This is a genomic window from Mycolicibacterium pallens (genome assembly GCF_019456675.1).
Taxonomy (GTDB): Bacteria; Actinomycetota; Actinomycetes; order Mycobacteriales; family Mycobacteriaceae; genus Mycobacterium; species Mycobacterium crocinum.
Genome location: NZ_CP080333.1, coordinates 4,711,966 through 4,726,305, shown reverse-complemented (window position 1 = coordinate 4,726,305; position 14,340 = coordinate 4,711,966). Strand labels below are relative to the sequence as shown.

Below are 14,340 nucleotides of genomic sequence, written 5' to 3'. Positions count from 1 at the left end.
GCCCGGTAGCCAACTGTCCTAGCGTCACTCCGATGGCTGGTGGCCCGTCGCTTCGAGCTCAGCGGAGTGCGCGGCGCTTCACCCTGCGCCGGATGGAGTACGCAATCCTCGGGCAAGCAATGCCGCAGCGGCGGGATCCTCTTCGGTGGCAGAAATTCTCACTGGCAGTCGGGTGCGGGGTGGCAGGCGCCGCGCTGATCCTCGACGCGGTCCTCGGATCGGCTGGATACCGGATCCCCGCCGACGCCGCCGTGGTGATGTCGCGACAGACCGGTGCGCTGTTCGTCCGCGTCGACGACCGACTCCGCCCAGTGGTCAACCTGACGTCGGCTCGCTTGATCCTGGGGTCGCCGGCCACACCGCACCTCGTCGACGAGGCCGCGCTGCGCGACACGAAAAGGGGACCCATGCTGGGCATTCCCGGTGCGCCGCCGGCTCCGGGGCAGATGATGGCGCCGCGCGATCTGCGATGGGCGGTCTGTGACGATGCCGACGGAACCACCACTGTCGCGGTCGGCGACGACTCGGTACCACCGGATCTCGACCCCCGCACCGCCGTCGTCGTCACGGCGGCCGGTGGTGATGGATCGGCGTACCTGCTCTACGACGGCAAGCGGGCCATGCTCGACCCCGGTGACCCCGCCACGGCACGCGTGTTGCGTATCGAGGAAGTGGCAGTGCGCACGGTGTCGACGACGGTCCTCAATGCGATTCCCGAGGTGCCGGCCATCGGTGCACCGCGCATCGAGGGGAGCGGGCAGCCGTCGGGAATCAGCGGTGCTCCGATCGGTGCGGTCATGCGGGTCACTCGAACGGCCTCTGTCGAGTACTACGTCGCGTTGCGGGGCGGGCTGCAGCGCATCGGCCGACTGGCCGCCGAACTGATCCGGTTCAACGACCCGACCGCCCGGCCCGAGATTGCCGATGTAGCAGCGGAACTCATCACGCACAGCCCCCTCGTCGACACCCTCCCGGTGGGCACCTACCCGGATCAGCCGCCGACACTCCTCGACAGCAGTGACAATCTGTGCGCGACCTGGAGCACCGGTCGCAGTGGTGTCACCGTCGGGCCGCGACTGCCCGACGGTGCCGGCATGGTGACGCTGGCCGGTGCCGACGGTGACGGGCCGGCCGTCGACAGGGTGCGGATCCCAGCGGGGGCCAGCCTGGATGTTGTGGACGTGTCGACGATGGGGCGCTACCTCATCACCGGCGCGGGAGTTCGCTTCCCCGTTGATGTTTCGTCGGTGACGGCGCTCGGTCTGAGCGACAGGCCGGGTGAAGCGCCGTGGTCGATCATCGGTGCGTTACCTGCCGGACCCCAGTTGGCTCGCGACGCTGCCCTAGTCGGCCGGGACGTCCTCACGGCGACGCCGTAGCCGCGCGGTTGCCAACAGACCGGCCAGGCACAGTGCCACAGCGATTCCCACCACCGCGTCGGGATGGTTCCCCTTGGAACGGCCCGGTGCCGGCGGTGCGGCCGGCCGTGGGGTGGATTGAGCGGACGCCGCGGTCTGGTCGGTCAGTGCGGCCACCGGGTCGACGACACCGCTGCCGACAATGGCATTCCATCCCTCGGCGGGGTGGTGCGCGGTGGTCTCGATGCGGGCCATCACCTGTCGGGCCGAGAGCCGGGGAAAGCGTGAGCGCACCAGAGCAACCACCCCGGTGACCACCGGTGCGGCGTAGCTCGTTCCCGACATCGGCGATGGCCCCGATGGCGTGGGCATCGCGTTGATCACGCCGTCACCGTCGGGATCCAAGGAGACGACGTTCTCGCCACATGCGGCGACGTCGACCCACGGCCCGTGGAGGCTGAACTCCGACGGTTCCCCGTGCGTGGTCACCGAGGCGACGGTCAGGACGTAGTCGTCATACCAGGCGGGACTTGCGATGACGGTGGGCTGTGCGGTGGTGTTCTGTCCCGGGCACTGCCCGTCGCCGCCGACATTGCCCGCGGCGACGACCACCACCGAATCCTTGACATCGACCGCATACGACAATGCCGCCCCGAGTGTGCGGTCATCCACGGTTGTTTCGGCACAGGCCACCGACGAGATGTTGATCACCGATGCGCCCATGTCGGCGGCGGTGCGCACCGCCATGGCGAGAGTCTTGACGTCGCCGACGCCACGCTCGGACGGATCGGCCAGTGGACCGAACTTGTTGCTGGACTGTCGAATTGCGATCAGCGTCGCCTCCGGAGCGATCCCAGTGAATGTGGTCGCATCGGTCTGGTCGGGCGCCGCGGCGATGATGCCCGCGACCACGGTTCCGTGGCCGTCACAGTCTTGCCGGCCGTCGCCGTTCGAGACGTAATCCCCGCCGGCGACGAGACCGGACAACCGCCGATGTGCGGCGATCCCGGTGTCGATCACCGCGACCCGCTGACCGGCACCACGGGTCAACCGCCACAGTGCGGCCAGGTCGAACGGTGCCAGCTGCGTTGCCGATACGGCGGCTCCTGCGATGGGCGGTGGCAGCGCGCACGCCTGACGTTGTTCGGTCGGCTGGGGTGGGGCAGGCGGCACCGGTGGTGGTAGCAGGGAACTGTCGACCGGGGGTGGGACGACCGCGAAGGCCGGCGGCGCGCAGTGCGCGGCGGTCAGGAACGTCACCGCGGATACCGTCGCGATCTGAGCGGCGAGCTTCACCAGGGCAACCCGACCTCAGCCAGGCCGGCGAAGGCTCCCGCCGCCGCGCAGGAAGCGGGCACGATCGCCGCGCCGAGAATCAGATCCAGTGTCGAGACGGCGCGGTGCAGCGCCGTGGAGAACTCGGCGGGCTCGCGCCGAGCGAACCACGCTGTGCCCGCGACGATCGTCAGTAGTGCACCGCACAGCCACGGTATGCACTGCGGCGCTTCCACCGAGCACGGAACGGCCAGCGCCGTTACTGCTATACCAAACGAAAAGCCCTGAGCGGCAACGCGGTACGGGTCACTGTTCCGGACGGCCCGGATGAGCAGCAGCGCCGCAAGGATGGCGATCAAGGCCGCCGCGGCGCCGGGGTTGTCGGCGGTCGCTGCCGTGAGAACCGCGCCCAGCGCCGCCGTCCAGGCCGTCGCCACCACGATCACGGTCAGCCGGTGATGAGCAACGCGCGCCAGGGCTTTGAGGTGACCATCGGGCGGGCCGGCCGTTGTCAACCCGGAGCTGCGGACCGCCAGTCGCGGCGACACCGTCAGTATGGCCACCGACGCCGCGACGAGCATCGGTCCTACGGCAATGGTGGACCACCACCCGATCACCGCACCGATCGTCGCCGCGGAGGCTGTCATTGCCGTCGCGGCAACAGGTAGGAAAACCGAAGGCGCACAGTCCAGTAGACGCCAGGCGAGAAGCGCGGTCGCCGCCATCGCGGCCATTGCCAGCATGAACGCCGACATACCGGGTCGGGCCGGGATGGTCAGGGCCGCCGTCAAACCTGCGAACACCGCGGCCAGCACGCCGATGCTCACCGCACTCCGTTTCGGTTCAGCGCGTTGCGCGACGGCTGCACCTGCCAGCATCAGAAGCGAGGTCAGCGCGCCGATCACGGGATGTCGATCTGCGCCCGAATCCAGGAGCGGACGCCCGAGCAACACCAGCAGCACTGTGCTCGCCCACCCCAGCGTGCACCACCCACCGGCGCGCCGGGTGATTCGCCATGCCGCAGGCGGCATGGCTGCTAACTCGTCCTCGACGACGGCGCTCGAATCGAATCGGATGATCGGCGCCGGCCGGACGGCCGTCGTGAGGATCAACAGCTCGCCGTCCGGGATCGCGTACTGGGTCAGTGTTGCCGCCGGGTCGAGCCGCTCCCCGCACACGCGGGAGAGATGAGGAGCGCGTCCACTGGACTGGTCTGTGCCGATCAGGTCGACCACGGCGGGCACCAGTTCACCGATCGGGATGTGGGTGGGCAGAACGACATCGGCCTCATGGTCGGCGGTACGGATCGACACCCGGCATGTCTCGTCGATGGCAGCCACGACAGCGGACAGTAACGATCCGGCGGTGCTGCCGAACTCCGTTGTCCACAGGTGAATTGCCGGTCCCGGTTGGTGGTGTTTACCGTCCGTGCATGAAGCGGCCCGCCCGGTTGGCGCCGGAGTTCCCGACCGACGATCTGGTCGTCGACGCGCTCCCGAGGCCCGAGGCGTCGACAGGCCTGTCGCGGTTCATGCCACTGTTCGGCATCGTTGCGATGGCGGGTGTCGGTGCGTTGATGTGGGGGTCAGGGATGGCCTCCCGGGGTCCGACCGCGATCGTGCTGCCGGCCATGATGCTGGTGTCGGTTCTGGGCATGGCGCTGCATGCCGGCGCGCGACGGTCCGGCGGCAGCGTGGATCGGGACCGCAGGCGCTATCTGGCTCATCTCGAGCGGCTCAGCGGTTACGCGCACGAAGCAGCACGAGCCCAGCACGCGGCGATGCTGCGGGCGCACCCGGCACCGGCAGCCCTCTGGACGCTGGTTGGTGGACCACGCATGTGGGAGCGCGGTGAGGCGGACTCGGACTTCTGCCATGTCCGCGTCGGTGTGGGAAGGCAGCGGTTGGCGCGCCGAATCGTGGCCCCTCCCGTCGACCCGGTCGACGAGCTGGACCCGGTGACCGCGGATGCGTTGCGGCGCTTCGTCCGCACCCACACCACGCTCGACGACATGCCCTTTGCCGTCGCGCTGCGCGGGACGGGTGTACTCGTTGTCGACGGTGATCCGACGAGTGCCCGTTCTCTGGTGCGCGCAATGCTCTGCCAGCTTGCGGTGTTGCACGATCCAAGGCAGGTGGCGATCTCAGCGGTGGCCGACGATGAACGCCGGCTGCAGTGGGACTGGTTGAAGTGGCTGCCGCACAACAACAGTGCCGACCACCGGGGTAGGCATCGGGTGGTGGTCGTCGACGGCGTCGATCACCGGGCACACGCCGGGCCCGGCGCGACGGTCATCATCATCGGGGAGGCGGACCGCGCCCCAGACGCACTGCGCTTGCGGATCGACGGCGACAAGCTTGCGGTGGGACGCGCAGGGGGCATCGAGGAATTCGCGACCGCCGACGCCATGACGACGGCGCAGGCGCGGATCTGTGCGCGCCGACTGGCGCGATATCGGGGTGATAGCTCCGAACCCGACGCGAATTACCAGACCTTCGAACCGATGTGGCGGCCGCTACCCGCATCCATGCGGTTACGGGTCCCGCTCGGCACCTCGACGGCGGGCGAACCGGTGTTCCTGGACATCAAAGAAGCGGCCGACGGCGGCCACGGCCCGCACGGATTGTGTGTCGGTGCGACCGGCTCGGGTAAGTCCGAATTGTTGCGCACCATCGCGGCCGGCATGATCGCCCGCCACTCGCCCGATGACCTCAACCTCGTCCTCATCGATTTCAAGGGTGGTGCGACATTTCTGGGCCTGGAGCGCCTGCACCACGTCTCGGCCGTCATCACCAACCTCGCCGACGCGGCACCGATGGTCGCGCGAGCCAAGGACGCGCTCGGCGGTGAGATCCACCGCCGTCAACAGCTCCTGCGCCGAGCCGGCAACTCGGTCCACCGTGCCGCCTATCAACGACAACGGGCCGTCGATCCGAGCCTGCCGCCACTACCCGCACTATTCGTCATCGTCGACGAATTCGCCGAGCTGCTGGCTCAGCAGCCGGACTTCGCCGAGCTGTTCACGATGATCGGACGGGTTGGGCGCTCGCTGGGCGTGCATCTGCTGCTGGCCAGCCAGCGGCTCGACGAGGGACGGCTGCGCGGGCTGGAATCTCACCTCTCCTACCGCATCTGCCTGAAGACCGCGACGGCGGCGGAGTCCCGGGCGGTGCTCGGTGTCGCGGATGCCGCCGAGCTTCCCGCCGCACCGGGGGCCGCCGTGTTGCGCACCGGCGACGGGCGGCTTGTGCGATTCCAGGCGATGTATCTCGGTGGCCCGGCACCGCGGCCCGTCAAGACCGCACCGGTGGCGGCGACCGTGCGCCTGTTCACAGCCGAGCCCGCGGGGCCGGAGATTGACGAGCCCGCCGGGCCACAGCACACCGCACTGGAGGCGATTGTGGAGCGGTTCACCGGTCTCGGCACTCCGGCGCATCGGATGTGGCTCCCGCCGCTGACCAGGTCTCCGAACCTTGCTGACCTGGAACCACATTCGGGCGGTGACCTCATGGCAGTGATCGGCCTAATCGATCTGCCGTTCGAGCAGCGACAGGCACCGATGGCACTCGACCTGGCGGGCGCCCTCGGCAACGTCGCGGTGGTCGGTGCCCCGCAAAGCGGCAAGTCGACCACGGTGCGCACGATCATAACTGCGCTGGCCGTACGCAGCGAGCCACGTCGGATCCAGTTCTACTGCATCGACTTCGGCGGCGGAGCACTCGAAGAGCTCCGACGGTTACCCCATGTGGGATCGGTGGCCGGACGGCGCGAGCCCGAACTGGTCCGCCGGACGGTCAGTCACGTCGGTGCGATCCTGTCTGCTCGCGAAACCCTCGTCAGCGTCGATCAGGACGGCGACGTCTTTTTCGTGGTAGACGGTTGGTCGACACTGCGCGAGGAGTATGCGGATCTCGAGCCAGTGATCACGGGCATCGCCACTCGCGGTCTGTCGTTCGGAGTGCACCTGATCGTCACCGCCGGTCGCTGGGCCGATATCCGACCGGCCCTCAAGGACCAGATCGGGACCAGAGTCGAACTCCGGCTCGGTGATCCGATCGACTCCGAAATGGATCGCAAGCAGGCGGCGCTGGTTCCGGTCGGTGTGCCCGGTCGGGGCATCACCCGCGAAGGCAACCACTTCCTGATCGCCACGCCGGACGGTGTCGAGGTCGACTGCGATGGGCCATGGCGGGCGCCGGGGGTCCGATTGCTGCCGGTGCTCGTCGAACACGGCGAGGTGATCGAGCTGGCCCGTGACGACTCCGACCGCATCCTTCTTGGCGTGGGTGAAGACGACTTCTGCCCGGTGGCCGTCGATTTCGGTCGGCAGGCGCACCTGTTGATTCTCGGCGATCGTGAATGCGGCAAGACCGCCACGCTACGGACACTCTGCGGGGAGATCGTGCGCGTCGCGTCAGGCCGGCCCGCACAGTTGTTCGTCGTCGACTACCGACGCGACCTGCTCGATATCGCCGATTCACCCCATCTGCTCGACTACGCGTTCTCCGAACGCGGACTCGCCGACCGGCTGCCCGACCTGGTTTCCGTCCTGCAGGACAGGCTTCCCACCGCCGACACCCCGATCGCCCAGCTCCGGGATAGATCATGGTGGCACGGACCCGAAATCTTCGTCGTGGTCGACGATTACGACATTGTCGCCGCGACCTCACCGGATGCGTTGAGTCCGCTGCTTGCCCTGCTGCCGCATGCCAGGGATATCGGGTTGCACATGATCGTCGCGCGCCGCTGTGCCGGATCGGCCCGGGCGATGTTCGAACCCCTGTTCGCGCACCTGCGGGACAACGGCAGCACCGTGCTGCTGATGAGCGGCAGCCCGGACGAGGGCCCACTGTCCGGGCCGTATCGCGCGACTGTGCAGCCGCCGGGGCGCGGCCTGCTGGTAAGCCGGGCGGGCACGCAGCTGGTTCAGGTGGGCTGGTGCCCACCGTGACCGGCGCGGTCCTGGAAGTCGGCCCCGCGGCGGTGACGCGGCTCGGGCCCGGCCCACAGGCATTGGTGGAGCACGAACTGGTCGCCGCGGGCCTGAACGGCATCGACGACACGGTGGTGCTGCTACGCGAGCGACCCGTCGCGGTGGCGGATCTGTGGCGCAGAATCATCGCGTCGAGCCTCGGAAAAGGCTGCGAATCAGTGACACTCGTGCACCCGTCCTGGTGGAGTGACGCCCGGGTGGCCACCGTGGTCGGCGCGGCGGCGGTCGTGGTCACCGAGGTGCGGGCACAACCCAGGTCCACGGTGCTCACCGGTGGCGAAGCGGCCACCGTCATCGAGATCGCCGACGATCTCGTGGCCATCACCATCGATCAGCGGACGCCACTGATACGGCGCCGCAGCAACGACCCGTCGGACGTCGCCGCGATGGTCGAGACACGCACTGGCACTGCAGTTCTCATCGACGCGCCGCCGACCGTACCCGGGTCGGCCGAGTACGCGCGCAGCGTGCGGACCGCTCTGCGGCACCGCGGGGTCGAGACCCGGACGGTCTGTATCCGCCCGCCGAGGCCGGTGCCGGAGCCTCATCTCGAACATCTCCAACCTAAGCGGCGGCGCGGGCCGGTACTCGTAGCGACGGGAATGGCGCTGACCCTGTGCGCGATCGGGGCCACCGCCGCCCGGACTCGCACCCTGTCCCCACCCCCGAACACGCTTGTCGTTGTCGAAGGCCGCATCACGGTGCGGATCCCGCCGGATTGGGTGGTCACCCGGATCACGGCCGGACCCGGCTCCCGCCGCATCCAGGCAATCTCGCCGATCGATCCGGGCGACGCCCTGCATATCACCCAATCCTATGTTCCTGGAGAGGCTTTCGAGCGGACCGCCGACATGCTGCGCAGGGCGCTGGACGAGCAACCCGGGGGAGTGTTCGTCGACTTCAATCCCGCTGACCGGCGTGGCGGACGCCCGGCTGTCACCTATCGGGAACTCCGCGTCGCCCGTGAGATCCACTGGTCGGTGATCCTCGACGGTTCGACGCGGATCAGTATCGGCTGCCAGAGCGGGAACGGCCGTCCCGGCGCCATCACCCAACCGTGCGAGCAGGCGATCGAATCGGCCCGGGAATTGAGTGGAACCAAAAGCGGTCCGTGAGCGTCGAAACCATTGTAGGCCTGGATAACTCGATTGGAAGGATCACATGTGACGACTCTGAGCACCGACTTCGATCTGATGCGCTCCGTCGCTGCGGCCGCCGACACGCGCAACGACGAGATCCGGGTTCTGTTGCACGGCTTCATCACCCGGATGGAGGCAGTGCCGCCGACCGTATGGGGTGGGATGGCTGCCGCCCGATTCAAGACCGTTGTGGCGCACTGGAATACCGAGTCGACCAAGCTATCGCATGCCTTGGCCGGGATCGCCGACACGATCCGCAACAACGAACACCAACTGCGTGAGGCCGCGCAGCTGCATGCGCAGCGCATCGCCGCCGTAACCGCCGATCTCTAGCCGAGGAGCAGGACCGTGGACCCCATCCTTTCCTACGACTTCGCCGAGATCGACGCCGCGGTGCTCGCCGACATCCAGGGCACGTCGGCGCGACTCGGCGCTGCGTTGGACGATCTCAGCCGCCAGATCGCGCCGCTTCAGCAGGTGTGGACCAGGGATGCCGCGATGGCGTACCAGGCCGAACAGGCGCAGTGGCAGCAGTCGGCGTCAGCACTGCGCGACATCCTGGTGCGCCTGGGTGTTGCCGTTCGGGACGGGGCGGCCGACGTGGCCGATGCCGACCGTCGCGCTGCCGGGATGTGGGGCTGAGCCGCCCCTGACGATCTCTGTGCGGCCCCCGCGGAGGAGAGCCAACGGGGCCGCACAGCATCGACCGCGCGCCGTGCCCGGCGCGCGCACCGCCCCGGCGTCATGGCAATCCCCACCATGGCGTCGGGGCGGATACCTAATATTTCAGCCGGTCGCCCGCTACCCGCACGTCGGCGAACTGTCGTGGGTGGTGCGCGGCGTGCACCGGATGCATGAGCACCGGATGCCGGCAGTGCGCACAGGTCTGCGGCGACTGGCGATCCCCGGAGACCGTCAGGTGGCGACATCCCGCACACCGCACGACGTAGGCCGCGCCGATCCAGTTGAGCAGCCCGAGATAGATGGCGGCGGTCGCCGCCGTCCCGAGCACGACGATGATGGCCACGGTGAGAACCTCATAGACCGTCATGTCAACCTCCTTTGACGGTATGAATTCACGGTAACTCCGCCAGGTTTGCGAATGGTGTGGAATGCCTGTTGGAATGCCCAGGATGGGGACGCTGGCGACACTTTCGCGGTAGTGCTGGCTGTTCGCGATCGGTTCGGCCTTGTTCGCCGTCGCGACGGTCCCCGGCTTCTCGGCCGTCGCCGGCGCGGGCGCCGCGAACTGGCTGTGCTTCATCGGCTCCTGGTTCTTCACCGCAGCGGCCGGAATGCAGCTGATGCTGGCCAATCCGACGTCCAGGCTCGAATGGCTCTCGGCGGCAATCCAATTCGCCGGGACCATACTGTTCAATATCAGCACCGGCGCCGCGGTGTGGGCCCATGCGACCGGGGTGCGCCGCCACTACGTCTGGGCACCCGACGCCATGGGGTCCATCGCCTTCCTGGTGAGCGCGGCACTCGGCGTGGCGGCGGCCACCATCGCGATCGGTCTGATCGCGCTGGGCTCGCGGGACTGGCAAGCCGAATGGATCAACATGATCGGCTCCATCGCCTTCGGCGTCTCCGCCATCGGCGCTTTTGTACGGCGCACCGGGATCACCGAGGACGCACTGGTGGCCAACCTCGGCACCTTCCTGGGAGCGCTGTGTTTCCTCGGTGCGGCGCTACTGGTGCTTCCTCGTTTTCGCAAAAGGGCACCTGCGCTGCCAGAATCAGGTACGTGAATAACCAGGACTTCCGCAATGTCGCCATCGTCGCGCACGTGGACCATGGCAAGACAACGCTGGTGGACGCCATGCTGCGGCAGTCCGGTGCCCTGCACCATCGTGGTGACGACGCCGTCGAACGCCTGATGGACTCCGGTGATCTGGAGAAGGAAAAGGGCATCACGATCCTGGCGAAGAACACCGCCGTGCACCGCAAGAACGCCGACGGCTCGACGACTGTGATCAACGTCATCGACACCCCCGGGCACGCCGACTTCGGCGGCGAGGTGGAACGCGGCCTGTCGATGGTCGACGGCGTGCTGCTGCTGGTCGACGCCTCCGAGGGTCCGCTGCCGCAGACCCGCTTCGTGCTGCGCAAGGCGCTCGCCGCGCACCTGCCGGTGATCCTGGTGGTCAACAAGACCGACCGGCCCGACGCCCGCATCGCCGAGGTCGTCGAGGAAAGCCACGACCTGCTGCTCGACGTCGCCTCCGACCTCGACGAAGAGGCCCAGGCGGCCGCTGAGAAGGCGCTCGACCTGCCGACGCTGTACGCCTCGGGCCGCGCAGGCATCGCCAGCACCACCCAGCCCGCCAACGGCGAGAACCCCGACGGCGAGAACCTCGATCCGCTGTTCGACGTCCTGCTCGAGCACATCCCGCCGCCGCAGGGCGATCCCGAGGCGCCGCTACAGGCGCTGGTGACCAACCTCGACGCGTCGGCATTCCTGGGCCGGCTCGCGCTGATCCGCATCTACAAGGGCCGCATCAAGAAGGGCCAGCAGGTGGCCTGGATGCGCGAGGTCGACGGCCACCCGGTCATCACGAACGCCAAGATCACCGAACTGCTCGTCACCGAAGGCGTCGAACGCACCCCGACCGACGAGGCCGTCGCCGGCGACATCGTCGCCGTGGCCGGTATCCCCGAGATCATGATCGGTGACACCCTGGCCGACCCCGACCATGCGCATGCGCTGCCGCGGATCACCGTCGACGAACCGGCGATCTCGGTGACCATCGGCACCAACACCTCGCCGCTGGCGGGCAAGGTGTCCGGTCACAAGCTGACCGCGCGAATGGTCAAGAGCCGCTTGGATTCTGAACTCGTCGGCAACGTCTCGATCAAGGTCGTCGACGTCGGTCGCCCGGACGCCTGGGAAGTCCAGGGCCGCGGTGAGCTGGCGCTGGCAGTGCTCGTCGAGCAGATGCGCCGCGAAGGCTTCGAGCTGACCGTCGGCAAGCCGCAGGTCGTCACCCGCACCATCGACGGCAAGCTGCACGAGCCGTTCGAGGCGATGACGATCGACTGCCCCGAGGAGTTCGTCGGCGCCATCACCCAGTTGATGGCCGCGCGCAAGGGCCGCATGGAAGAGATGACCAACCACGCGGCCGGCTGGGTACGGATGGACTTCATCGTCCCCAGCCGCGGGCTCATCGGCTTCCGCACCGACTTCCTGACGCTGACCCGCGGCACCGGCATCGCCAACGCGGTGTTCGACGGCTACCGCCCGTGGGCGGGGGAGATCCGGGCCCGTCACACCGGCTCGCTGGTGAGTGACCGTTCCGGTCAGATCACCCCGTTCGCGATGATTCAGCTGTCCGACCGCGGCCAGTTCTTCGTCGAGCCCGGCCAGGACACCTACGAGGGACAGGTCGTCGGGATCAACCCGCGCGCCGAGGACCTCGACATCAACATCACCCGCGAGAAGAAGCTCACGAACATGCGGTCCTCCACCGCGGACGTGATGGAGACGCTCGCCCGGCCGCTGGAACTCGGTCTGGAACAGGCCATGGAGTTCTGCGCCGAGGACGAGTGTGTCGAGGTGACGCCGGAGATCGTGCGGGTGCGCAAGGTGGAACTCGACTCCACCCTCCGCGCGCGTGCGAAGGCCCGCGCCAAGGCCAGGGGCTGACGCGGACCTATCGCTACTCTGATGGGCGTGCCGACCGGACTACGCAGCGTTCAAGCCCTGGCTGTGCTGCTGTCCGTGCTGGTCACGGCCGCCTGTACGGTCTCCCCGCCCCCGGCTCCGCAGAGCACCGAGACGACGAACGCGCCGCCGCCACCACCGGCCCGGCCCACCCAGATCATCATGGGCATCGATTCGATCGGCGCCGGGTTCAACCCGCATCTGCTCTCTGATCAGTCGCCGGTGAACGCCGCCATCAGCTCGCTGGTGCTGCCCAGTTCGTTCCGCCCGATCCCGGATCCGGCCACGCCGACCGGCTCCCGCTGGGAGATGGACCCCACCCTGCTGGTCTCGGCGGAGGTGACCAACCAGAACCCGTTCACCGTCACCTACAAGATCCGCCCGGAAGCGTCATGGACCGACAACGCGCCGATCGCCGCCGACGACTTCTGGTACCTGTGGCGCCAGATGGTCAGCCAGCCCGGCGTCGTCGACCCCGCGGGCTACGACCTGATCACCGGCGTCCAGTCGATCGAGGGCGGCAAGACCGCGGTGGTCACCTTCGCCCAGCCGTACCCGGCCTGGCGGGAACTGTTCAATGACCTGCTGCCGGCCCACATCGTCAAGGATGTGCCCGGCGGTTTCCCGGCCGGTCTGGCCCGGGCGCTGCCGGTGACCGCTGGCCAGTTCCGGGTGGACAACATCGACCCCCAGCGGGACGAGATCCTGCTGGCCCGCAACGACCGGTTCTGGGGACCGCCCGCCCATCCCGACCAGATCTTGTTCCGCCGTGCGGGTGCTCCCGCCGCACTGGCCGATTCTATCCGCAACGGCGACACCCAGGTGGCACAGGTCCACGGCGGGGCGGCGGCGTTCGCGCAACTGTCGGCCATCCCGGATGTGCGCACCGCCCGGATCGTCACGCCGCGCGTCATGCAGCTGACCCTGCGGGCGCAGGAGCCCAAACTCGCGGATCCCGCTGTGCGCAAAGCGATTCTGGGTCTACTCGACGTCGACCTGCTGGCCGCGGTGGGCGCCGGTAGCGATAACACCGTCACCCTGGCCCAGGCCCAGGTGCGCGCCCCGAGCGATCCGGGCTACGTGCCCACCGCGCCGCCGGCGCTGGGCAAGCAGCGCTCGCTGGAACTGCTCGAGCAGGTCGGCTTCCAGATCGACCGCACACCGACCGAATCGCCGGTGCCCTCGCCGCCCTCGGCGGGCTCGCGCACCCCGACGCCACAGCCGGGACCGCCGGAGATCACCCGCGGCCGGGTCAGCAAGGATGGCGAGATCCTGTCGCTGGTCGTCGGTGTGGCGGCCAACGACCCGACGGCGGTGGCAGTCGCCAACACCGCGGCCGATCAGCTGCGCAGTGTCGGGATCGCCGCGACGGTGCTGCCATTGGATCCGCCGGTGCTCTACGGCGATGCGCTGGTGAACAACCGGGTCGACGCGATCGTCGGCTGGCATGCCGCGGGCGGTGACCTGGCCACCTCGCTGGCATCGCGCTACGGCTGCCCGGCCCTGGAGGCGACGGCGGTGTCGACGGCCGCACCGACCAGCACGACGGCCAGCCCGTCACCCACGGCCTCGCCGAGCCCGTCGCCCAACACCACCACCATGACGCCGACGACCCCGCCGCCACCCGCCCCGGAGTCCGGCGCGCTGGTGCAGGCGCCGTCGAACCTCACCGGCATCTGCGATCGCAGCATTCAGCCCAATATCGAAGCGGCCCTTGATGGTTCGGCCAAGATCGATGATGTCATCAACCTTGTCGAACCGCGGTTGTGGAACCTGTCGGCGGTCCTGCCGATCCTGCAGGACACCACGATCGTCGCGGTCGGCCCCAGCGTGCAAAACGTCAGCCTCACCGGGGCGGTGCCGGTCGGCATCGTCGGTGACGCGGGCCGCTGGGCCAAAGCGGCGCAGTAG

At 68.5% G+C, this 14,340-nt stretch carries 11 protein-coding genes; 8 read left to right on the top strand and 3 right to left on the bottom strand.

Translation table 11 applies throughout. The features are described 5' to 3' along the window. The first annotated feature begins 32 nt into the window (after positions 1-32). Positions 33-1,379: a type VII secretion protein EccB gene (gene eccB / locus K0O64_RS22930; RefSeq protein ID WP_071949507.1), complete on the top strand. Its 1,347-nt coding sequence runs from the start codon at positions 33-35 to the stop codon at positions 1,377-1,379. Here the strand turns inward: eccB and mycP are convergent. Both mycP and K0O64_RS22920 read right to left on the bottom strand, forming a co-directional pair. Beyond that, positions 1,344-2,654, bottom strand: coding sequence for a type VII secretion-associated serine protease mycosin (gene mycP, locus K0O64_RS22925; RefSeq protein WP_071949508.1), 1,311 nt, complete (start codon positions 2,652-2,654; stop codon positions 1,344-1,346). The two genes, eccB and mycP, sit on opposite strands and share 36 nt — an antisense overlap. Beyond that, positions 2,651-3,973, bottom strand: a complete 1,323-nt coding sequence (locus K0O64_RS22920) for an EsaB/YukD family protein (protein WP_164520125.1) — start codon at positions 3,971-3,973, stop codon at positions 2,651-2,653. The genes mycP and K0O64_RS22920 overlap by 4 nt, the downstream gene beginning before the upstream one ends. 92 nt (positions 3,974-4,065) lie before the next feature. On the opposite strand from K0O64_RS22920, the gene eccCb reads away from it, so the two are divergent. From eccCb to K0O64_RS22900, 4 genes are read left to right on the top strand one after another with little or no spacing between them, the layout of a single operon-like run. Continuing rightward, positions 4,066-7,584, top strand: a complete 3,519-nt coding sequence (gene eccCb, locus K0O64_RS22915) for a type VII secretion protein EccCb (protein WP_096312140.1) — start codon at positions 4,066-4,068, stop codon at positions 7,582-7,584. Next, a complete protein-coding gene (locus K0O64_RS22910; protein ID WP_096312139.1) occupies positions 7,572-8,741 on the top strand; it encodes a type VII secretion-associated protein in 1,170 nt (389 codons plus the stop codon). Before eccCb ends, K0O64_RS22910 begins: the two co-directional genes overlap by 13 nt. A 57-nt stretch (positions 8,742-8,798) precedes the next feature. After that, positions 8,799-9,098 (top strand): WXG100 family type VII secretion target, encoded by a 300-nt coding sequence (locus K0O64_RS22905; RefSeq protein ID WP_198044466.1) that lies wholly within the window; start codon positions 8,799-8,801, stop codon positions 9,096-9,098. Between the two features lie 15 nt (positions 9,099-9,113). Then, the gene (locus K0O64_RS22900; RefSeq protein ID WP_071949512.1) at positions 9,114-9,407 is read left to right on the top strand and encodes a WXG100 family type VII secretion target; all 294 of its coding nucleotides are present in this window, start codon (positions 9,114-9,116) and stop codon (positions 9,405-9,407) included. A 136-nt stretch (positions 9,408-9,543) separates the two neighbouring features. Here K0O64_RS22900 and K0O64_RS22895 read toward each other — a convergent pair whose 3' ends face one another. Further along, positions 9,544-9,816 (bottom strand): hypothetical protein, encoded by a 273-nt coding sequence (locus K0O64_RS22895; RefSeq protein WP_071949513.1) that lies wholly within the window; start codon positions 9,814-9,816, stop codon positions 9,544-9,546. Positions 9,817-9,955: 139 nt separating this feature from the next. Between K0O64_RS22895 and K0O64_RS22890 the strand changes: the two genes are divergently transcribed. The 3 genes from K0O64_RS22890 to K0O64_RS22880 are packed head-to-tail and all read left to right on the top strand — an operon-like array spanning position 9,956 to position 14,340. After that, positions 9,956-10,516, top strand: coding sequence for a hypothetical protein (locus K0O64_RS22890; RefSeq protein ID WP_321189714.1), 561 nt, complete (start codon positions 9,956-9,958; stop codon positions 10,514-10,516). Further along, positions 10,513-12,411: a translational GTPase TypA gene (typA, locus tag K0O64_RS22885; RefSeq protein ID WP_071949515.1), complete on the top strand. Its 1,899-nt coding sequence runs from the start codon at positions 10,513-10,515 to the stop codon at positions 12,409-12,411. Before K0O64_RS22890 ends, typA begins: the two co-directional genes overlap by 4 nt. Positions 12,412-12,432: 21 nt before the next feature. Continuing rightward, positions 12,433-14,340 carry an ABC transporter family substrate-binding protein gene (locus K0O64_RS22880; protein WP_220045772.1) on the top strand — a complete coding sequence of 636 codons (1,908 nt, stop codon included), beginning with the start codon at positions 12,433-12,435 and terminating at the stop codon, positions 14,338-14,340.